Origin of the sequence: Pseudomonas alkylphenolica, assembly GCF_000746525.1 — a bacterium.
Classification (GTDB): domain Bacteria; phylum Pseudomonadota; class Gammaproteobacteria; order Pseudomonadales; family Pseudomonadaceae; genus Aquipseudomonas; species Aquipseudomonas alkylphenolica.
The window spans coordinates 4,655,027-4,675,792 of the sequence record NZ_CP009048.1 but is presented as its reverse complement, the minus strand read 5'-3'; the positions used below and the strand labels follow the sequence as shown (position 1 = coordinate 4,675,792).

The 20,766-nt window shown below is 60.6% G+C and carries 16 protein-coding genes; 3 read left to right on the top strand and 13 right to left on the bottom strand.

Annotated elements, in window-relative coordinates; translation table 11 throughout:
• Nucleotides 1–273 precede the first annotated feature (273 nt).
• A complete protein-coding gene (gene lptF, locus PSAKL28_RS21390) occupies nucleotides 274–1,389 on the top strand; it encodes an LPS export ABC transporter permease LptF (RefSeq protein ID WP_038614335.1) in 1,116 nt (371 codons plus the stop codon).
• Nucleotides 1,382–2,443 carry an LPS export ABC transporter permease LptG gene (lptG, locus tag PSAKL28_RS21385; RefSeq protein ID WP_038614333.1) on the top strand — a complete coding sequence of 354 codons (1,062 nt, stop codon included), beginning with the start codon at nucleotides 1,382–1,384 and terminating at the stop codon, nucleotides 2,441–2,443. Before lptF ends, lptG begins: the two co-directional genes overlap by 8 nt.
• A gap of 700 nt (nucleotides 2,444–3,143) precedes the next feature.
• On the opposite strand, the gene PSAKL28_RS21380 is transcribed toward lptG, so the two are convergent.
• The 13 genes from PSAKL28_RS21380 to arcD (PSAKL28_RS21320) all read right to left on the bottom strand — a co-directional run bounded on the left by PSAKL28_RS21380 (nucleotide 3,144) and on the right by arcD (PSAKL28_RS21320) (nucleotide 18,778).
• The gene (locus tag PSAKL28_RS21380; RefSeq protein ID WP_038614331.1) at nucleotides 3,144–3,632 is read right to left on the bottom strand and encodes an RDD family protein; all 489 of its coding nucleotides are present in this window, start codon (nucleotides 3,630–3,632) and stop codon (nucleotides 3,144–3,146) included.
• A gap of 164 nt (nucleotides 3,633–3,796) precedes the next feature.
• Nucleotides 3,797–4,009, bottom strand: a complete 213-nt coding sequence (locus tag PSAKL28_RS21375) for a cold-shock protein (protein ID WP_010220199.1) — start codon at nucleotides 4,007–4,009, stop codon at nucleotides 3,797–3,799.
• A 350-nt stretch (nucleotides 4,010–4,359) separates the two neighbouring features.
• Nucleotides 4,360–5,484 carry a glycine cleavage system aminomethyltransferase GcvT gene (gene gcvT / locus PSAKL28_RS21370; RefSeq protein ID WP_038614329.1) on the bottom strand — a complete coding sequence of 375 codons (1,125 nt, stop codon included), beginning with the start codon at nucleotides 5,482–5,484 and terminating at the stop codon, nucleotides 4,360–4,362.
• Nucleotides 5,485–5,512: 28 nt separating this feature from the next.
• The gene (locus tag PSAKL28_RS21365; protein ID WP_038614326.1) at nucleotides 5,513–6,889 is read right to left on the bottom strand and encodes an L-serine ammonia-lyase; all 1,377 of its coding nucleotides are present in this window, start codon (nucleotides 6,887–6,889) and stop codon (nucleotides 5,513–5,515) included.
• Between the two features lie 92 nt (nucleotides 6,890–6,981).
• Complete coding sequence (gene gcvP, locus PSAKL28_RS21360; RefSeq protein WP_038614324.1) at nucleotides 6,982–9,837, bottom strand: aminomethyl-transferring glycine dehydrogenase; 2,856 nt, start codon at nucleotides 9,835–9,837, stop codon at nucleotides 6,982–6,984.
• A gap of 9 nt (nucleotides 9,838–9,846) precedes the next feature.
• Nucleotides 9,847–10,230 (bottom strand): glycine cleavage system protein GcvH, encoded by a 384-nt coding sequence (gene gcvH, locus PSAKL28_RS21355; protein WP_038614322.1) that lies wholly within the window; start codon nucleotides 10,228–10,230, stop codon nucleotides 9,847–9,849.
• Nucleotides 10,231–10,543: 313 nt separating this feature from the next.
• Complete coding sequence (gene gltS / locus PSAKL28_RS21350; RefSeq protein WP_038614320.1) at nucleotides 10,544–11,749, bottom strand: sodium/glutamate symporter; 1,206 nt, start codon at nucleotides 11,747–11,749, stop codon at nucleotides 10,544–10,546.
• A gap of 155 nt (nucleotides 11,750–11,904) precedes the next feature.
• Nucleotides 11,905–13,413 (bottom strand): transcriptional regulator GcsR, encoded by a 1,509-nt coding sequence (gene gcsR / locus PSAKL28_RS21345; protein ID WP_038614317.1) that lies wholly within the window; start codon nucleotides 13,411–13,413, stop codon nucleotides 11,905–11,907.
• A 118-nt stretch (nucleotides 13,414–13,531) separates the two neighbouring features.
• Nucleotides 13,532–13,894 carry a DUF5064 family protein gene (locus PSAKL28_RS21340; protein WP_038614314.1) on the bottom strand — a complete coding sequence of 121 codons (363 nt, stop codon included), beginning with the start codon at nucleotides 13,892–13,894 and terminating at the stop codon, nucleotides 13,532–13,534.
• A 54-nt stretch (nucleotides 13,895–13,948) separates the two neighbouring features.
• Nucleotides 13,949–14,881 carry a carbamate kinase gene (gene arcC / locus PSAKL28_RS21335; protein ID WP_038614312.1) on the bottom strand — a complete coding sequence of 311 codons (933 nt, stop codon included), beginning with the start codon at nucleotides 14,879–14,881 and terminating at the stop codon, nucleotides 13,949–13,951.
• Nucleotides 14,882–14,981: 100 nt separating this feature from the next.
• Complete coding sequence (locus tag PSAKL28_RS21330; protein WP_038614310.1) at nucleotides 14,982–15,992, bottom strand: ornithine carbamoyltransferase; 1,011 nt, start codon at nucleotides 15,990–15,992, stop codon at nucleotides 14,982–14,984.
• 70 nt (nucleotides 15,993–16,062) lie between these two features.
• Nucleotides 16,063–17,319, bottom strand: a complete 1,257-nt coding sequence (gene arcA, locus PSAKL28_RS21325) for an arginine deiminase (RefSeq protein WP_038614307.1) — start codon at nucleotides 17,317–17,319, stop codon at nucleotides 16,063–16,065.
• Nucleotides 17,320–17,350: 31 nt separating this feature from the next.
• Nucleotides 17,351–18,778 (bottom strand): arginine-ornithine antiporter, encoded by a 1,428-nt coding sequence (gene arcD / locus PSAKL28_RS21320; protein WP_038614305.1) that lies wholly within the window; start codon nucleotides 18,776–18,778, stop codon nucleotides 17,351–17,353.
• 440 nt (nucleotides 18,779–19,218) lie between these two features.
• On the opposite strand from arcD (PSAKL28_RS21320), the gene arcD (PSAKL28_RS21315) reads away from it, so the two are divergent.
• The gene (gene arcD / locus PSAKL28_RS21315) at nucleotides 19,219–20,646 is read left to right on the top strand and encodes an arginine-ornithine antiporter (protein ID WP_038614302.1); all 1,428 of its coding nucleotides are present in this window, start codon (nucleotides 19,219–19,221) and stop codon (nucleotides 20,644–20,646) included.
• The last annotated feature ends 120 nt before the right edge of the window (nucleotides 20,647–20,766 follow it).

Here is a 20,766-nt window from a genome sequence, read left to right as displayed (position 1 = left end):
AATGATCTGTCTTTGTGCGCTGTCTGTGCAGGCACTTTAAGCGAGCTGGCCGCGTGGTCGCGTGCCAGTGAGAAAGCCGCCAGTTTGAGCCTGCTCGGACCGACCTGACAACCCCGTTAATGAAGCATTGTGCATCGCCAGTGACAGGCACGGCCAATCACAGGATAATGCGCCAACTTTTGTGCGGGTTCGCTCTGGCGGGTCAGCAACTATCTTGGCTGTTATGGATTCTTTGTTTGGCTGTCCGAGCCTGACAACCCAGGAGTGTCTGGTTTGATCGTCTTCCGATATCTGTCCCGCGAGGTCCTGGTGACCTTGAGTGCCGTCAGCGCCGTGCTGCTGGTGATCATCATGAGCGGGCGCTTCATCAAATACCTGGCCCAGGCGGCCCAGGGCATACTCGACCCGGGTGTGCTGTTTCTGATCATGGGCTATCGCCTGCCGGGGTTCCTGCAGTTGATCCTGCCGCTGGGCCTGTTCCTGGGGATCCTGCTGGCCTACGGTCGGCTGTACCTGGAGAGCGAGATGACCGTGCTGTCGGCCACCGGCATGAGCCAGCAGCGCCTGCTGGGCATGACCATGGCGCCGGCCGCCCTAGTGGCCGTGCTGGTCGCCTGGTTGAGCCTGGGTCTGGCGCCGCAGGGGGTTACCCAGGTAGCGCAGATCATCAACCAGCAGGACGCCCTGACCGAATTCGATACCCTGGTGCCAGGGCGATTCCAGACCCTGCGCGATGGCTCCCGCGTGACCTACACCGAGCAATTGTCCGAAGACCGCGGCAACCTGGCGGGTGTGTTCATTTCCGAGAAACGTTTCTCTCAGGACAAGACCAAGGAGCGTGCACCTTCGGTGCTGGTCGCTGAAAAAGGTCGTCAGGAAATCGGTGCCGACGGCAACCGCTACCTGATTCTGGAGAACGGTTACCGTTATGACGGTAATCCGGGGCAGGCCGATTACCGCGCGATCAAGTACGACACTTATGGCGTGCTGTTGCCCAAGCCTGAAGTCAGTGAAGAAATCACCGATCGCGAGGCAATCCCGACCTCCGAACTGATTGGCAGCGATGGCCGCCGTGAGCGTGCCGAGCTGCAATGGCGTCTGTCGTTGCCGTTGCTGGTGTTCGTGGTAACCCTGCTGGCGGTGCCGCTGTCACGGGTCAATCCCCGTCAAGGCCGTTTCCTCAAGCTGCTGCCGGCCATTCTTCTGTATATGGCGTACCTGACCATGCTGATCGCTGTACGTGGCGCCCTGGAAAAAGGCAAGTTGCCGATCGGTCTGGGGATATGGTGGGTTCACGGCCTGTTCCTGCTCATCGGCCTCGGGCTGATGTATTGGGAGCCACTACGCCTCAAGCGTGCCGCGCGCCGTGCGGAGGTGGCCCATGGTTAAGCTCGACCGTTACATCGGCAAGAGCGTGCTGCTGGCCATTCTTGCCGTGCTCGGGATCATTCTGGGCCTGGCGTCGTTGTTTGCTTTCATCGACGAGATGAGCGATATCAGCGACAGCTACACCCTGTGGGATGCCGGTAATTTCGTGCTGCTGACCGCACCGCGGCGTCTTTACGACATGCTGCCGATGGCCGCCCTGATCGGCTGTCTGATTGGCCTGGGCAGCCTTGCCAGCAGCAGTGAACTGACCATCATGCGCGCTGCCGGGGTGTCGATCGGACGCATCGTCTGGGCGGTGATGAAGCCGATGCTGGTGCTGATGCTGGCCGGTATCCTGATTGGCGAATACCTGGCACCTGTGACCGAGAACAAGGCTCAGGCCGATCGTTCGCTGGCTCAGGGCAGCGGCGAGGCGCAGAGCTCCAAGCGCGGCATGTGGCATCGCCAGGGCGAAGAGTTCGTGCACATCAACTCGGTGCAACCCAACGGCCTGTTGTATGGCGTGACCCGCTATCGTTTCGACAACGAGCGTCACTTGGTCACCTCCAGCTTTGCCCGTCGTGCCCAGTACCAGGAAGATCACTGGCAGCTGAGCGACGTGACCACCACGTATTTCCGTGGCGATCACACCGAAGTGGTCAAGGCGCCTGTAGAGCGCTGGGACGTTACCGTCACGCCGCAACTGCTCAATACCGTGGTGCTGGCACCTGATTCACTGTCGATCAGCGGGCTGTGGCAGTACATCCACTACCTGTCTGACCAGGGTCTGAACAACGCCCGTTACTGGCTGGCATTCTGGACCAAGGTCCTGCAGCCGATGGTGACGGCGGCGCTGGTGCTGATGGCTATCTCGTTCATCTTTGGTCCGCTGCGTTCGGTGACCCTGGGGCAGCGGGTTTTTACCGGTGTGCTGGTGGGCTTCGTGTTCCGTATCGCCCAGGACTTGCTCGGGCCATCGAGCCAGGTGTTCGGCTTCCCGCCATTGCTGGCGGTGGTGATACCGGCGGCGATCTGTGCCGGGGCTGGCTGGTGGATGCTACGACGCGCGGGTTAACTGCTGTAGGCATGAAAAAGCCGACCTTGGGGTCGGCTTTTTTTTGGGGTTCATCACGGAGTCCCGGGGGGGCTTGATCTCGGGACTGGACTGGGGTTGGGATTTTGAGGCTGCGAGCTTATCCAGTTTGTGTGGCGATGCTGCCGGCCCCTTCCGCCTTTACGGCGGCCTACTTTTTTCTTGGAAAAAGTAGGCAAAACCGCTGGCTCCTGCATCCGGCCCTACGCTGCGCTCCGGGTCCCTTCGCTCCGGTGCCTTCCAGGGGCATCGCGGCCTACGACTTGCTTCGCCAAGTCTACGGCTCGCGAACTTCGGCTAAGGCCGAAGGGTGCTGCGCACCAGCCCCCTCCAGACACCTCCACTCAGCCTCCTGAAGTCGCAAAGTTACGGGTGGCGCCTGTGCTGACGTATCTTCGAAATCTGACTCTGGCGGAGCCAGGATGTCATCGCGGGGCAAGCCCGCTCCCACCGGGTTAATTGGTCTCCCGGTGGGAGCGGGCTTGCCCCGCGATATCGACCCGCCAGTTACATCGCATCGCGGGAAAATCCCGATTCAAAGTGTTGATCTTGACCTTCATGCGCGTTAGTTCAGGCGCCGCGGACTGCGACTTCAGGAGGTCGAGCGTGGCCCCGGAAGGTGCCGGCAGCATCGCCACACAAAACGGATAAGCTCACAGCTGAAGAGCCTTTTCTGTGTCGCTTATTTTTTCGCTTTGGGCAATTGCACCAACTGCGTATCGGAGTAAATGTCATGCCAGGCACGCTGGCGCTTGTCGAACAGCGACCAGATAAAACCCAGGCCCAGACACAGCCACGAGGCGATGGCGACGACAAAACGCAGCAGAGCCTGCCACAGGCTGATAGCGCTGCCATCGGCGTTCTGTACACGAATGCGCCACACCTGCATGCCCAGGGTCTGCCCACCGTGGGTCCAGAACTTGGCGAAGAAGCCAAACAGGGCGAACAGCAGAATGGTCGACAGCAGCGGGTCGCCGTCCAGGGCGCCGGCTTCGGTCAGCTGGCGCATGCGCGCTTCACCGATGATCGCCATCTGGATCATCTTGTACACGCCAGCAGTAACGATCAGCAGCGCGGTACACAACAGGAAATCGTAGAACATGGCGGCCAGGCGCCGACCGAGGCCGACAACCGGGAAATCGCCCTGGGGCTGCAACAACTGCTTGGGCATACACGGGCCCTCCTTGGGCAAAACGGCCATTCTACGGAATTACGCGCCCAAGTCGTTGCCCTGTGACACGGTTTGTCTTTCACGCCCTTATCGCGGGGCAAGCCCGCTCCCACAGGCACAAAAAAGCCCCTGCTGTTGTCAGCAGGGGCTTTTTATATCGGGAATCAGGCTTCCGCGATAACTTCGTCAGCCTGCATGCCTTTCTGGCCTTGCACGGCGATGAAGGTCACTTTCTGGCCTTCTTTCAGGCTCTTGAAGCCGTTGCCCTGAATAGCGCGGAAGTGTACGAACAGATCCGGACCGCTTTCTGGAGTGATGAAACCAAAACCTTTCTCGTCGTTAAACCACTTGACGGTACCGCTCTGACGTTGGGACATTGTCTTATTTCCTTTGAAACTTAGAATTAGTAACAGCTTCTTCCAAATGAAAGAGTACTGGGCTGGGTTGCAGGAAAGTAAGAGACGTCGAACGGGTTGTAGCAAATCTCAGCGCTACTGCCCAGGTCACGAACCATAGCGACCCATGCAAACACAGTGCAGTGACTCTACGCTAACTCCGTCGGCAAAAACAAGCCCTCAAAGCCGCTCCCGCTCTACCTTTTAGCAGCCGTTCGGTCGATTTTTTTCTGCTCATTCCAGGGCGTGCTGCGAAGCTTTTCGAAAGTAATAAAACGCGTTCGAATTCGAAAATCCGAACGCGTTCATGACACAAAGTTTCAACTAACGATTCAGCCGCGGTAGTAGCGCTGTGCAACGAATGGCATCTTGCTGACTTTCATTGCAACACGCTTGCCGCGAACAATCGCCCAGACTGCTGTTTCCAGTGCAGTATGGGCAGCATCCAGGTAACCCATTGCCACCGGTGCATTCAGGCTCGGTCCGAAGCCACCGCTGCAAACAGTACCGATGACAGCGCCTGCTTCGTCGACGATTTCTGCGCCTTCACGTACCGGGGTGCGTTCCTGCGGCAGCAGGCCTACGCGTTTGCGCGCAACACCGCTTTGCTGCTGGGCAAAGATCGCTGCGGCACCCGGGAAGCCACCGGCACGTTCGCCATCGGCACGACGCACCTTGGAGATGGCCCAGAGCAGGCTGGCTTCGATCGGTGTGGTCTGCGTGTTCATGTCGTGGCCGTACAGGCACAGGCCGGCTTCCAGGCGCAGCGAGTCGCGAGCGCCAAGGCCGATGGCGGCGACTTCCGGTTCGGCCAGCAGGCGGCGAGCGAGTTCTTCGGCTTTATCGGCGGGAACCGAGATCTCGAAACCGTCTTCGCCGGTGTAGCCCGAGCGGCTCACATAGCAGTCGGCACCCAGCAGTTGCACCGGCTGGAACTGCATGAAGGTCATCTGTGCAACGGCAGGCGCCAGACGCTCCAGCACCTTGACCGCCGCCGGGCCTTGCAGGGCCAGCAGGGCACGCTCTTCGAACAGCGGTTGAATCTGGCATTGCTCGCCGATGTGCTTGCGCAGGTGGGCCAGGTCCTGGTCCTTGCAGGCGGCGTTGACCACCAGGAACAGTTCATCGTTACCCAGGTTGGCGACCATCAGGTCGTCAAGGATGCCGCCCTGTTCATTGGTAAACATCGCGTAGCGCTGCATGCCCACAGGCAAGTCGATGATGTCGACTGGCACCAGGGTTTCCAGGGCCTTGGCTGCATTGGCGCCAGTCAGGCGGATCTGGCCCATGTGCGAGACGTCGAACAGACCGGCCTGATCGCGGCTGTGCAGATGCTCTTTCATCACCCCCAGCGGGTACTGGACCGGCATGTCGTAGCCGGCGAACGGCACCATGCGCGCCCCCAGTTCCAGGTGCAGGGCGTGCAGCGGGGTCTTGAGCAGTGTTTCGGTGGACATTGATGACTCCTTGGGGCTGTAGAGGGTGTCAGCATTCGATGATGTTGACGGCCAGACCGCCGCGGGCGGTCTCCTTGTATTTGCTTTTCATGTCGGCGCCGGTCTGGCGCATGGTGCGAATCACCTTGTCGAGGGAGACGAAGTGCTGACCGTCGCCACGCAGGGCCATGCGCACCGCATTGATGGCCTTGACCGAGCCCATGGCGTTGCGCTCGATGCACGGCACCTGGACCAGCCCGCCGATTGGATCGCAGGTCAGGCCGAGGTTGTGTTCCATACCGATCTCGGCGGCGTTCTCGACCTGCTGCACACTGCCGCCCATCACTTCACACAGGGCGCCGGCTGCCATCGAACACGCCACGCCCACCTCGCCCTGGCAGCCGACTTCGGCACCGGAGATCGAGGCGTTTTCTTTATAAAGAATGCCGATAGCGGCCGCGGTCAGCAGAAAGCGCACCACGCCGTCTTCGTTGGCGCCGGGGATGAAGCGCATGTAGTAGTGCAGCACAGCCGGGACGATGCCGGCGGCGCCATTGGTAGGCGCGGTGACCACCCGTCCGCCAAAGGCGTTTTCTTCATTCACCGCCAGGGCGTAGAGGTTGACCCAGTCCAGCACCGAAAGCGCGTCACGCAAACTCGCCTCCGGATTGCTGCACAGCTGGCGATAGAGTGCAGCGGCGCGGCGCCTGACCTTGAGCCCGCCCGGCAGGATGCCCTCGTTGCGGCAACCGGCAGCGACGCAGTCCTGCATCACTTGCCAGATCCGCAGCAAGCCGCTGCGGGTTTCGCTTTCCGGGCGCCAGGCCGCTTCATTGGTCAGCATGATCTGGCTGATCGACATATTCTGCGCGGCGCAATGGCCGAGCAGTTCCTTGGCGGTCTTGAACGGGAAAGGCAGCACCGTGTTGTCTTCGACGATACGGTCGGCACCGGCGGCATCTTCATCGACGACAAAACCACCGCCCACCGAGTAGTACTCGCGGCTGCGGATTTGCAGGCCCGCGCGGTCGAAGGCGCGGAAGATCATGCCGTTGGGGTGATAGGCCAAAGGCTTGCGAATCATCGCCAGGTGCTGTTTTTCGATGAATCCGATGTCGTGCTCGCCCAGCAGCTTTAGCCGTCCAGTGCTGCGGATGGTGTGCAGGCGGGCGGCAATGCTTTCGGTGTCGACGCTGTCGGGGTGTTCGCCTTCTAGGCCCAGGAGCACGGCCTTGTCGCTGCCATGCCCTTTGCCGGTGGCACCGAGCGAACCATAAAGCTCGGCCTTGACGCTGACCGTTGTAGCCAGCAGGCCGTCGCGACGCAGACCTTCAGCAAAACGCGCAGCGGCGCGCATGGGGCCTACGGTATGGGAACTGGAGGGGCCGATGCCGATCTTGAACAGGTCGAAGACGCTTAGTGACATGGTCGTACCCTCGTTGTGGTGAAGGGTTTCGCGGGGGCAAGCCCGCTCCGGTGGGAGCGGGCTTGCCCCGCGATGAGGCCCTCAAACCGGACTCAGACGTCCTGGTAGCTCTCGATCGACGGGCAGGCGCACACCAGGTTACGGTCGCCAAACACGTTGTCGACACGACCGACCGGCGGCCAGTATTTGCCTTCCACCAGCGTCGCCAGCGGGTACACCGCCTGTTCGCGGCTGTAGGGGTGGCTCCACTCACCGGCAATTTCAGCGGCCGTATGCGGCGCGTTCTTCAGCGGGTTGTCGTCCTTGTCCAGGCTGCCGCTTTCCACCGCGCGGATCTCTTCGCGGATGCGGATCATCGCCTCGCAGAAGCGATCCAGTTCTTCTTTGGACTCGCTTTCGGTCGGTTCGATCATCAACGTACCGGCCACCGGGAACGACATGGTCGGGGCGTGGAAACCGAAGTCGATCAGGCGCTTGGCCACGTCGTCGACGCTGATGCCGCTGCTGTCCTTGAGCGGGCGCAGGTCGAGGATGCACTCGTGTGCCACCAGGCCATTGCTGCCGGTGTACAACACAGGATAGTGCTCTTCCAGGCGGCGGGCGATGTAGTTGGCGTTGAGGATCGCCATCTGCGAAGCACGCTTGAGACCGGCGCCACCCATCATACGAATGTACATCCAGGTGATCGGCAGGATGCTGGCGCTGCCGAACGGTGCGGCACAGACCGCGCCCTGTTTGTTATCCATGTGCGCATGACCCGGCAGGAACGGTGCCAGGTGCGATTTGACGCCGATCGGGCCGACGCCCGGGCCGCCACCGCCATGCGGAATGCAGAAGGTCTTGTGCAGGTTCAGGTGCGAGACGTCGCCACCGAACTTGCCCGGGGCGCAGAGGCCGACCATGGCGTTCATGTTGGCGCCGTCGATGTACACCTGGCCGCCGTTGTCGTGGATGATCGCGCAGATCTCGCCGATGGCTTCTTCGAACACGCCATGGGTCGACGGGTAGGTGATCATCAGCGCCGCGAGGTGCTCGCGGTGCTCGATGGCCTTGGCGCGCAGGTCGTCGATATCGACGTTGCCACGGGCGTCACAGGCGGTCACCACCACGCGCATACCGGCCATATGGGCGGTGGCCGGGTTGGTACCGTGGGCCGAGGACGGGATCAGGCAGATGTCGCGGCGGGCGTCGCCACGGCTCTGGTGGTAGGCGCGGATGGCCAGGAGACCGGCGTACTCGCCCTGGGAACCGGCGTTGGGCTGCAGCGACACGGCGTCATAGCCGGTGGCGGCGCAGAGCATGGCTTCCAGCTCGTCGGTCAGTTGCTGATAGCCCTGGCTCTGTGCGGCAGGCGCGAACGGGTGCAGGTTGCCGAATTCGGCCCAGGTCACCGGGATCATTTCGCTGGCGGCGTTGAGCTTCATGGTGCACGAACCCAGCGGGATCATGGTGCGGTCCAGCGCCAGGTCCTTATCGGCCAGGCGGCGCAGGTAGCGCATCAGCTCGGTTTCGCTGTGGTAGCGGTTGAACACCGGGTGCTCGAGGATTGCCGACTGACGCAGCAGGGCGGCAGGCAGCCGGGCCTGAACGCTGGCAGCCAGGGTGCTGAATGCAGGCACGGCTTTACCGTGGGCAAACAGCTGCCACAGCGCTTCGACGTCAGCCTGGGTGCTGGTTTCATCCAGCGACAGGCCCAGGCGCTGGGCGTCGATCTGGCGCAGGTTCAGGCGCTGAGCCCGGGCCTTGTCGTGCAGGTTGGCGGTAGCGTCGCCGGTGGCCAGGGTCAGGGTGTCGAAGAACGCTGCGTTTTCGACGCTGACGCCGAGTTGCTTGAGGCCGGCAGCGAGGATCGCGGTCAGGGCGTGGGTGCGCTGGGCGATCTGCTTCAGGCCCTGCGGGCCGTGATAGACGGCGTACATGCTGGCGATGTTGGCCAGCAGTACCTGGGCGGTGCAGATGTTGCTGGTGGCTTTCTCGCGACGAATATGTTGCTCGCGGGTCTGCATGGCCAGGCGCAGGGCGGTCTTGCCGAAGCGGTCGATGGACACGCCGACCAGGCGGCCAGGCATGTCACGCTTGAACGCATCACGGGTGGAGAAGTAGGCCGCGTGCGGGCCACCGAAGCCCAGCGGTACACCGAAGCGCTGGGCGCTACCGATGGCGACGTCGGCACCGAACTCGCCGGGCGGGGTCAGCAGGGTCAGGGCCAGCAGATCGGCGGCAACTGCGACCAGAGCGTTGGCAGCGTGCAAGCGCGCGACCAGTTCGCTGTAGTCGAACACTTCACCATTGCTGGCCGGGTATTGCAGCAGGGCGCCAAAGAAGGCGCTGACATCATCGAGTTCGCGCTCGTCACCGACCACCACTTCGATACCCAGCGGCTCGGCACGGGTACGCAAGACGTCGAGGGTTTGCGGGTGGCAATGCACGGAGGCGAAGAAGGCGTGGCTGCTCTTGTTCTTGCTCAGGCGCTTGCAGAAGGTCATCGCTTCAGCGGCGGCGGTGGCTTCGTCGAGCAGCGAGGCGTTGGCGATCGGCAGGCCGGTGAGGTCGCTGATCAGGGTCTGGAAGTTAAGCAGTGCTTCCAGGCGGCCCTGGGAAATCTCTGGCTGATACGGGGTGTAGGCGGTGTACCAGGCCGGGTTTTCCAGCAGGTTGCGCAGAATCGGCGCCGGGGTATGGCAGTTGTAGTAACCCTGGCCGATGAAGCTCTTGAACAGCTGGTTGTTGCCGGCGATGGCCTTGAGCGACGCCAGGGCGTCGGCTTCGCTTTGCCCTTCGCCCAGTTCCAGTACGCTGGTGCCCTTGATGCTGTCAGGGATGACGGCGGCGCTCATGGCTTCCAGGGAGTCGAAACCCAGGGTGGCAAGCATTTGCTGCTCGTCAGCCTGGCGCGGGCCGATATGACGGGCGATGAATTCGTTGGCAGTGCCGAGGTTGATGGTCATGGTGAGTCCTCAGGCGTCAGCGCTGGCTTTGATCAGGCGGTCGTAGGCATCCTGGTCGAGCAGTTGCGCAACGGCACCTGCATCGGCCGGGATGAAGCGGAAGAACCAGCCTTCGCCCAGCGGATCTTCGTTGACCAGTTCAGGGTTGCCTTCGAGTTTGTCGTTGACCGCGACCACTTCGCCAGTCAGCGGCATGTAGACGCCGCTGGCAGCTTTTACCGATTCAACGGTCGACGCTTCGGCGCCCTGGTCGTAGTTCTGCAGCTCCGGCAGTTGCACGTAGACCACATCGCCGAGGGCGTTCTGGGCGTAGGCGGTGATGCCCACGGTGACACTGCCATCGGCTTCGACGCGCAGCCATTCGTGATCTTCGGTGAAACGCAACTCGCTCATGGGGAATCCTCGGGAAGCAGGGCGTTGGGCGCGGTGCGTCCGCGCTCTTGGGTTGAGATTTCCCTAGCAAAAATGCGGCCAGTATAAAAAAGTGCTTACAAATCAGTGTCTTGAAGGATTTCTGTGAAAGTTGGTTCATTCTGATGGAATGAAAACGCTACAGATGGGAGGGTGGCGAAAAGATTCGGAGGATCAACCCCTTGCATATGGGGACCTGGATGGGTGTGTAACAAATTCGCTACGGTGTAGCGTTTTCGTTACGGCCCTTGCGCGGAATGCTTCGCGAAAGGGCCTGAACGCCGAACTCGGGCCTTCAAACGGCGATGAAGAATGGCAACGCCAAGTACAACTTGATCACGATGGCATTGACGATGTCGATGAAGAACGCGCCGACCATCGGTACTGCCAGGAAGGCTATCTGCGACGGCCCGAAGCGTTGTGTCACGGCTTGCATGTTGGCGATGGCCGTTGGCGTTGCACCGAGACCGAACCCGCAATGCCCTGCTGCCAATACTGCCGCATCGTAGTTGCTTCCCATGATTCGGAATGTCACGAATATCGCAAACAGCGCCATGACTAATGTCTGCGCGGCCAGAAGAATGAAGAATGGCAATGCCAGTGCAGCCAGATCCCATAGCTTGAGTGACATCAGCGCGATCGCCAGAAATAGCGACAAGCTGACATTGCCCAATACTGAAACTTCGCGCTCGAATACTTGATACACGCCTAATATTGAAAGCCCGTTGCGCAGCAGGACACCCACAAACAAGACGCAAACAAATGTCGGCAATTCGAAAGCGGTGCCGTGGAGCAGGCTATTCAAGAGGGTGCCAGCCATCAGGCTGACTGCAATCAGCGCGAGGGTTTCGATCATTGTGAATGGCGTAATCAAACGCTCTTTGTTCGGCTGTTCGAAGCCCTTTGGCACGCGGGGCATTTCTTGTTCCATGCCGGGTGTCTGGACACGCTTGATGAGCAGGCGGGCAACAGGCCCGCCAATCAGTCCGCCCAGCACCAGGCCAAACGTGGCAGCGGCCAGTGCCAGCTCACTGGCGGACGCCAGGCCGTGTTTCTCACTGAAGGTCGCGCCCCACGCAGCCCCCGTGCCGTGGCCGCCCGACAAGGAAATCGAGCCGGACAGCAAACCCATCAGGGGATCGAGCCCCAACGCCTTGGCCAGGGCGATACCCATAGCATTCTGGACCAGCAGCAGTCCGGTGACGGCCAGCAGGAAAATACCGACTATGCGTCCGCCTTTCTTCAAACTGGCAATATCGGCACTCAAACCGATGGTGGCAAAAAAAGCCAGCATCAAGGGTGTTTGCAGTGAGGTGTCAAACTGGACTTGCAGCTCCATGGCGCGCAGCCCCAGAAGCAGCAGGGCAACTAGCAGCCCCCCGGCTACCGGTTCGGGAATATTGTAAGTGCGCAAGAAACCAACGCGTGTAACAAGCCCGCGCCCCAGTAAAAGCACCAGGGAAGCGGCCACAAGTGTGCCGTAGAAATCGAGTGCAAGCATTCAGGTTACTCTTTGCTCTGATTAGAGGCGAACATTGCCTGGGGACGCCTTCGGGATGGGCGAGTTTATGGGCAATGTCCGCGCTCTACGGCTAGGAAAATTCTGAATAACCTTGCGATTTCGCCCTGTAGGCAAAAAGGCGTGCGTCAAACAATTCAGGCCTTGTCTGGAATGCCATATTTGCGCAACCGCTGGGCAATGGCGGTGTGCGATGTCTGCAATCTCATCGCCAACTGCCGGGTGGACGGGTAACTGGCATATAGACGCTGCAGCAGCTCGCGTTCGAAATCACCCACGGCCTGTTCCAGGCTCGCCACCTCACCATCCTGGCCGCGTGCTACCGAGGTACCGGCGATGTCCAGGTCGCCGATGTCCACCAGGTTGCTTTCACAGATGGCCGCAGCGCGGAATATCACGTTTTGCAGCTGCCGTACGTTGCCCGGCCAGGGGTTGGCCAGCAGTGCCGAGTGGGTGGCCGGTGTCAGGCGGCAGGCCGGGCGCTGGATCTGCGTGCAGGCTTGCTGCATGAAATAGTGCGCGAGCATGAGGATGTCCTGGCCACGCTCACGCAGTGGAGGCACCTGCAGGTTAAGCACATTGAGGCGGTAGAACAGGTCTTCACGGAAGGTGCCTTCGGCGACCATGCGCTCCAGGTCGCGGTGGGTGGCGCTGATGATGCGCACATCGACCTTGACCTCACGGTCGCCTCCCACGCGGCGGAAGCTGCCGTCACTGAGAAAACGCAGCAGTTTGGCCTGCAGGTAAGGTGACATCTCGCCAATCTCGTCGAGAAACACCGTGCCCTGGTTGGCCAGCTCCATCAGCCCGGGTTTACCACCACGCTGCGCGCCGGTGAACGCGCCGGGTGCATAGCCGAACAGCTCGCTCTCGGCCAGACTCTCGGGCAGCGCAGCGCAGTTGAGGGCGAGGAATGGCGCCGAGTGGCGGCTGCTGGTGGCATGGCAGGCGCGGGCTACCAGCTCCTTGCCGGTGCCTGTCTCGCCATGCACCAGCAGTGGCGCGTCGAGGGCCGCGACACGCAGGGCGCGGACTTTGAGGGTGCGGATCGCCGGGGACTCACCGAGAAGTGCATCGAAGCTTTCGGCATGTTCGTGGTGCAGGGCCGACAGACGTTCGCCCATGCGGTTGGGCGGGTAGAGGGTCAGCAGGCCGCCAGCATTGGTGATAGGAGTGGCATCGAGCAGCAGGCTCTGGCCGTTGAGCTGCATTTCGCGCATCGGCAGGTGGAAGTTGTTGTCCAGTAGGGCCTGCAGCAGGGCGGGGTCATTGAACAGCTCGCCTAGCGAACGCCCGGCCGACTCCCGGCCGCACAGGGCGATCAGCGCGGGGTTGGCCAGCAGCACCTGGCCGGCACTGTCCACGGCCAGCACCGGGTCGCTCATGGCGGCCAGCAGGGCATCGAGCTGTAAGTGGCGGCGTTGGCCGGGGAGGATGTCGACCACGTCCACCGACTGCACGCCACGCACTTCGAACAGCGCGTCGTGCAGTTCTTCGAGCACGGCTGGGCTGAGGGTCGGGGCGTCGATGTAAACGTTGGGCGGGACCATCTCCACCGCATCCAGGTTGAGGTTGCGGGCACCGAGCAGGGCCAGTACTTCCTGGGTGATACCGACGCGGTCGATGAAGCTGACGTGGATGCGCATGGGGAAACGGGTTCAAGGCTGCCGAAGACGGCAAGTATGCCTTAAATCGCGGGGCAAGCCCGCTCCCACTCGATGCTGTATGTGGGAGCGGGCTTGCCCCGCGATGAGGTCCGAGTGGTTACTCGAAATGTTCTGGCTTGATGGGGTCGCCGGATTTCATGTTCAGCTGTGTGCGGATATCTTCGAACATCAGGTCGTAGTGCTTGTGCACGGAGCCGATGTTGCTCAGGTGTTTGGGAATACCGTACTTCTCAGCGATTTTTGTTACGTTGCTGGCGAAGTTATAAGCTTCCTCCTTGGGCAGGAAGAAGGGCTCCTTCAAGTCTTTGCCTTGAATCGAACCATGCATCGTGAACTGAATGCCTTTGCCTTTTTTCGGGTCCGTGGCGACTTCGTAATCGATATGGAGGTTGTAACTGACGTCGTCCTTCGTCAGTGCATGGCGCTCAATGTGTAGATGACCGGGTTCGAACTGGGCCATGACGGGCTCCTCTAGGGGGTTGAAAAGGGCGGACCTGACGGCCGCCCAACTGCATCAACGGTAGCTTATTCCAGGCTTGGCCGTAGTGACACGGGTGCCTTTGGTACCTTGGACGATTCCTTCGATATCGGCCAGTGAACCGATGACCGCGACCTTGCCGGTTTCCCGGGCAAATTCGCACGCGGCCTGAACCTTCGGTCCCATGGAGCCAGCGGCGAAACCGAGGCGTTCAAGTTCGTCAGGATGTGCTTCGGCGACGGCTTTCTGGGTGGGTTTGCCCCAGTCGATGTAAGCGCCGTCGACGTCAGTGGCAATGACCAGCAGATCTGCCTCCAGCTGCTGAGCGAGCAGGGACGAGCACAGGTCCTTGTCGATCACCGCCTCTACGCCACTGAGGACCTTGCCGCTCTGGTCGTAGATGGTCGGAATGCCACCGCCACCGGCGCAGATCACCACGGTGCCTTTTTCCAGCAACCATTTGATCGGACGGATTTCGAAAATCCGCTTTGGTCGAGGGCTGGCCACCACGCGACGGAACTTGTCTCCGTCCGGGGCAATGGCCCAGCCTTTTTCTGCGGCCAGACGCTCGGCATCTTCTTTGGCGTAGACCGGCCCGATCGGCTTGCTCGGCTTCTGGAAAGCCGGGTCTTTGCCATCGACTTCAACCTGGGTCAGCAGGGTGGCGAACGGCACTTCGAAGGCCAGCAGGTTACCCAGCTCTTGCTCGATGATGTAGCCGATCATGCCTTCGGTTTCAGCCCCGAGGACGTCCAGCGGATAGGCTTCGTCCGGCTTGTAGGATTGCGCCTGCAGCGACAGCAGGCCGACTTGCGGGCCATTGCCGTGCGCGATGACCAGTTCGTTGCCCGGATGGATCTTGGCGATCTGCTCGGTGGCGATGCGGATATTGGCGCGCTGATTGTCCGCAGTCATGGGTTCGCCACGGCGCAGCAGGGCGTTACCGCCCAATGCAACAACGATACGCATGATGAGTGTCCTTCTAGGAAAGAGAGAAGCCACCCTGTAGGAGCGGGCTTGCCCCGCGATGAAAGCGCATTCGCGGGTCAAGCCCGCTCCTACAGAGGTGTTACAGATCGGCCAGGGTCGAAACCAGGATTGCCTTGATGGTGTGCATGCGGTTTTCCGCTTGCTCGAAGGCGATGCAGGCTGGCGACTCGAACACGTCGTCGGTGACTTCGATGCCGTTTTTCAGGTGTGGATACTGTTCAGCGATCTGTTTGCCGACCTTGGTGTCGGAGTTGTGGAACGCTGGCAGGCAGTGCATGAACTTGGTCCGTGGGTTGCCGGTGGCTTTCATCAGCTCGGCGTTGACCTGGTACGGCAGCAGTTGCTGGATACGTTCGGCCCAGGCTTCAACCGGTTCGCCCATCGACACCCAGACGTCGGTGTGGATGAAATCAACGCCCTTGACCGCCGCTTTCGGGTCTTCGGTCAGGGTGATGCGGGCGCCGCTTTCTTCGGCGTAGCCCTTGCAGCGGGCAACCAGGTCGTCGTGTGGCCACAGCGCTTTTGGCGCGCAGATACGCACGTCCATACCGAGCTTGGAGCCGACCAGCAGCAGCGAGTTACCCATGTTGTTGCGCGCGTCGCCCAGGTAGGCGTAGCTGATCTCGTGGATCGGCTTGTCGGCGTGCTCACGCATGGTCAGTACGTCGGCGATCATCTGGGTCGGGTGGTATTCATCGGTCAGGCCGTTGAACACCGGGACGCCGGCGAACTTGGCCAGCTCTTCGACGATTTCCTGTTTGAAGCCACGGTACTCGATGGCGTCATACATACGGCCGAGGACCCGTGCGGTGTCCTTCATGCTTTCTTTGTGGCCGATCTGCGAGGAGTTAGGGTCGATGTAGGTGACGTTGGCGCCCTGGTCGTAGGCGGCTACTTCAAAAGCGCAACGGGTGCGGGTCGAGGTTTTCTCGAAAATCAGCGCAATGTTGTTGCCTTTGAGGTGCTGCTGCTCGGTGCCGGTGTACTTGGCACGTTTCAGGTCGCGGGACAGGTCCAGCAGGTAGCGCAACTCGCGAGGGGTGTGGTGTTCCAGGCTCAGCAGGTTACGGTTGTGGATGTTGAACGCCATGATGATTCTCCTTGGATGCGGTGATCGGCCCGGCCGGCGCCTTGTAAGCGCGGCCGGGTTGATGGTCGTTTTAGTAGTCGATAGGGTCGCGAACGATTGGGCAGGTCATGCAGTGACCGCCGCCGCGACCACGGCCCAGTTCGCCGGCGCTGATGGTGATGACTTCGACACCCGCTTTGCGCAGCAGGGTGTTGGTGTAGGTGTTGCGGTCATAACCGATGACCACACCAGGCTCCACGGCCACCACGTTGTTGCCGTCATCCCACTGCTCGCGTTCGGCGGCGAAGCTGTTGCCGCCGGTTTCGACGACGCGCAGTTTCTTCAGGTTGAGAGAGTCGGCGACCACTTCGATGAAGGTCTTGTTCTCGCGGCGCACATCCATGCCATACGGCTTGCTGCTGTCTGGACGGATGACGAACGGTACGATTTCCTTGACCACTTCCGGGAAGATCGTGACCAGGTCGCGATCGCAGAAGCTGAACACGGTGTCCAGGTGCATCGCGGCACGGGATTTCGGCAGACCGGCGACTACGACTTTTTCCACCGCGCCTTTAGCGAACAGCGCTTGCGCCAGCTGGCCAATGGCCTGGCGCGAAGTGCGCTCACCCATACCGATCAGCACTACGCCGTTGCCGATTGGCATGACGTCGCCGCCTTCGAGGGTGGCTTTGCCGTGTTCTACATCCGGGTCGCCGTACCAGACTTCAAAGTCGGCACCGGTGAACTCAGGGTGGAACTTGTAGATGGCGGTGGTCAGCAGGGTTTCCTGACGTCGCGCTGGCCAGTACATCGGGTTCAGCGTCACGCCACCGTAAATCCAGCAGGTGGTGTCACGGGTGAACTGGGTGTTGGGCAGCGGGTCGAGGAGGAAGCTGGAGTGGCCCAGGTAGTCGCGGTACATCTTGATCACGCTGGCACCTTCGCTTTCCGGCAGATCCTCACCGGCCACGCCGCCGATCAAAAACTCGGCCAGCTTGCGTGGCTCCAGGCCTTCGAGCCAGCTGCGCACTTCGTTTTGCAGGCCGATACCGACGGTATCCGGGGTGATCTTGCGGTCGAGGATCCATTTCAACGCTTCAGGGTTTGCAACGATATCGGTCAGCAGATTGTGCATTTCCAGCACTTCGATGCCGCGCTCACGCATTTTGGTGACGAAATCGAAGTGGTCGCGCTTGGCCTGATTGACCCAGATGACGTCGTCGAACAGCAGCTCGTCGCAGTTGCTCGGCGTCAGGCGCTGGTGCGCCAGGCCAGGGGAACAGACCATCACTTTGCGCAGTTTGCCGGCTTCGGAATGTACGCCGTACTTAACTTTTTCCGTGGACATGGTTATTTCCTCCAAGTTGCGAATACGGGGGTTACAGAGTCAGGAAGCCGTCGTAGAGGCCATAGGCAGCCACCAGGGCGCCAATAACCACGGCGGCGAAAAGCAGCTTCTCCACGTTGGTAAAAATCGGTTGGCCGACCTCGCGCTTGGCCTTGGCGAACAGGATCACGCCAGGGGCATAGAGCAGGGCCGAGAGCAGCAGGTATTTGACGCCACCGGCGTACAGCAGCCAGATCGCATAGACCAGGGCGATACCGCCGATGATCAGGTCTTTCTTGCGTTCGGCCAGGGCTTGTTCATAGGTCTCGCTACGCCATGCCAGCAGGAAGGCATAGGCCGCCGACCACAGGTACGGCACCAGGATCATCGAGGTGGCGAGGTAGATCAGTGACAGGTAGGTACTGGCCGAGAACAGGGTGATGACCAGGAAAATCTGCACCATGGCGTTGGTCAGCCACAGGGCATTGGCCGGTACATGGTTGGCGTTCTCGCGGCGCAGGAACTCCGGCATGGTGTGGTCTTTGGCAGCGGCGAACATGATCTCGGCGCACAGCAGTACCCAGGACAGCAGGGCACCGAGCAGCGAGATGATCAGGCCGACGCTGATCAGCACCGCGCCCCAGTGACCGACGACGTGCTCAAGCACGGCGGCCATCGACGGGTTCTGCAGTTTGGCCAGCTCGGGTTGAGTCATGATGCCCAGCGACAGCACGTTGACCAGGACCAGGAACAGCAGCACGGTGATGAAGCCGATGACGGTGGCTTTACCCACGTCCGAACGCTTTTCCGCCCGGGCCGAGAAGATGCTCGCGCCCTCGATACCGATGAATACCCAGACGGTCACCAGCATCATGTTGCGCACCTGGTTCATCACGCTGCCCAGGTCCGGGTTCATGGTGCCCCAGATGTCAGCGGTGAAGATGTCCAGCTTGAAGGCGAACAGCGCGATCAGGATGAACAGCGCCAGAGGCACGACCTTGGCCACGGTGGTGACCAGGTTGATGAAGGCCGCTTCCTTGATCCCGCGCAGCACCAGAAAGTGCACGGCCCAGAGCAATACCGAGGCGCCGATGATTGCGGCCGGGGTGTTGCCCTCGCCAAAGATCGGGAAGAAGTAGCCCAGGGTACTGAACAGCAGGACGAAGTAACCGACGTTGCCCAGCCAGGCACTGATCCAGTACCCCCAGGCGGACGAGAAGCCCATGTAATCGCCGAATCCGGCCTTGGCGTAGGCATACACCCCGCCGTCCAGATCCGGCTTTCGGTTGGCCAGGGTCTGGAACACAAAGGCCAGGGTCAGCATACCGATGGCGGTGATTCCCCAACCGATCAGAACAGCACCTACATCAGCACTGGCAGCCATGTTTTGTGGCAGCGAAAAGATCCCGCCGCCGATCATAGAGCCGACTACAAGTGCGACCAGGGCACCAAGTCGTAGTTTTCCGGGAGCGTCTGACATCGAATAACTCCGTATCAGGAGAAGAGATGGCGCTAGAGTAAATCCAGCGACGTATTCATAAGCTGATTCAGGTCAGTTAATAGGGCAATCCGTTGCTGTCCTTGACTGAAAGAGCTCTCCCGGAGTATGCCGATGGCAATGCTACAAGCCTCGTGCACAGGCACCTCCATGGTGTTTAGAGCATTCGCTCAGACAGCCTGCGAGATATGAAGCTAGCCCGTTTCACAGCTTTCGCAAATTTTTGACGAGATTTTCTCTTATTTACTTGTGGGGGCGGGAATAGTGCACAAAACTCACCATTTAGTATGTCTGGCATAGACGCCATAGTTATGATGGCTATAGTTTTAAAGACGGAATATCTATAAACGCCTAGACTGTGCATATATTTAACTCAGGGTGTGCCTCTGAGGTTACAAAGACAAGACAGAAAGGGGAATTTCATGTCCGAACCTGGACAAAAACTGCGCCTGGGGGCGTTGATCGCCCTGGTGGTCGGTTCGATGATCGGTGGCGGGATTTTCTCCTTGCCGCAGAACATGGCCGCCCGCGCTGACGTGGGTGCAGTGTTGATCGGCTGGGCAATCACGGCGGTGGGCATGCTGGCCCTGGCCTTCGTGTTCCAGACCCTGGCCAATCGCAAACCGGAGCTCGACTCGGGGGTGTATGCCTACGCCAAGGCCGGCTTCGGCGACTACATGGGTTTTTCGTCCGCCTGGGGCTACTGGATCAGTGCCTGGCTGGGCAACGTTGGCTACTTCGTGCTGTTGTTCAGCACCCTGGGCTTTTATTTTCCGGTGTTCGGCGAGGGCAACACGCCGATCGCCATTGCCTGCGCATCGTTGCTGCTGTGGGCCGTGCACTTTCTGGTGCTGCGCGGAATCAAGGAGGCAGCGTTCATCAACCAGGTGACCACCGTGGCCAAGATCGTGCCGCTGGTGATGTTCATCGTCATTGCTGCGGTGGCGTTTCGCGCCGATATCTTCACCCGTGATATCTGGGGGTTGAGCAACCCGAAATTTGGCAGCGTGCTCGATCAGGTGCGCAACATGATGCTGGTGACCGTGTTCGTGTTCATCGGTATCGAAGGCGCCAGTGTCTACTCAGGCCGGGCGCAGCAGCGCTCGGACGTGGGCAAGGCCACGGTGATCGGCTTCATTGGTGTGCTGGCCTTGCTGGTGCTGGTCAACGTGTTGTCGCTGGGGGTCATGACCCAGCCGGAACTGGCGGCGCTGCAGAACCCGTCGCTGGCCTCGGTGCTGGAACATATCGTCGGCCCCTGGGGCGCTTTGCTGATCAGCATCGGCCTGGCGATTTCATTGCTCGGTGCCTTGTTGTCCTGGGCCTTGCTCTGCGCCGAGATCCTCTTTGCCACCGCCCGCGATCAGACCATGCCGCGTTTCCTGGCCAAGGAAAATGCCAACCACGTGCCAGCCAATGCGCTGTGGATGACCAACGTCATGATTCAGCTGTTCTTGCTGATCACGTTGTTCTCGGCCGGCACTTATACCAGCCTGATCTACCTGGCTTCGTCGATGATCCTGGTGCCTTACTTGTGGTCGGCGGCGTATGCGGTGTTGCTGGCGGTGCGCGGCGAGACTTATGAAGGTCATGCCGGCCGGCGGCGCAAGGATTTTTTGATTGCCGGGGTCGCCCTGGTCTACGCGATCTGGCTGTTGTATGCCGGCGGCTTGAAGTACCTGCTGCTTTCGGCCCTGTTGTATGCGCCGGGGGTGATCCTGTTTGCCCGGGCCAAGCATGAGCAGGGGCAGGCGCTGTTTACCCATTGGGAGAAGCTTATTTTTGTGGCAGTGCTGGTGGGGGCGGGCGTGGCAGCCTACGCGCTCTATAGCGGGTTGTTGAGCTTGTAAGCTGCTGCTTTGGTCCACGGGTACCTGGCATTTTTGCCAGTTGTGGGGGTGCAAGCCAAGCGCCTAACGTCGGGTCTCAGGCGGTCGCCATGCGTTGGTGGCCATTGCTAAACGACGATC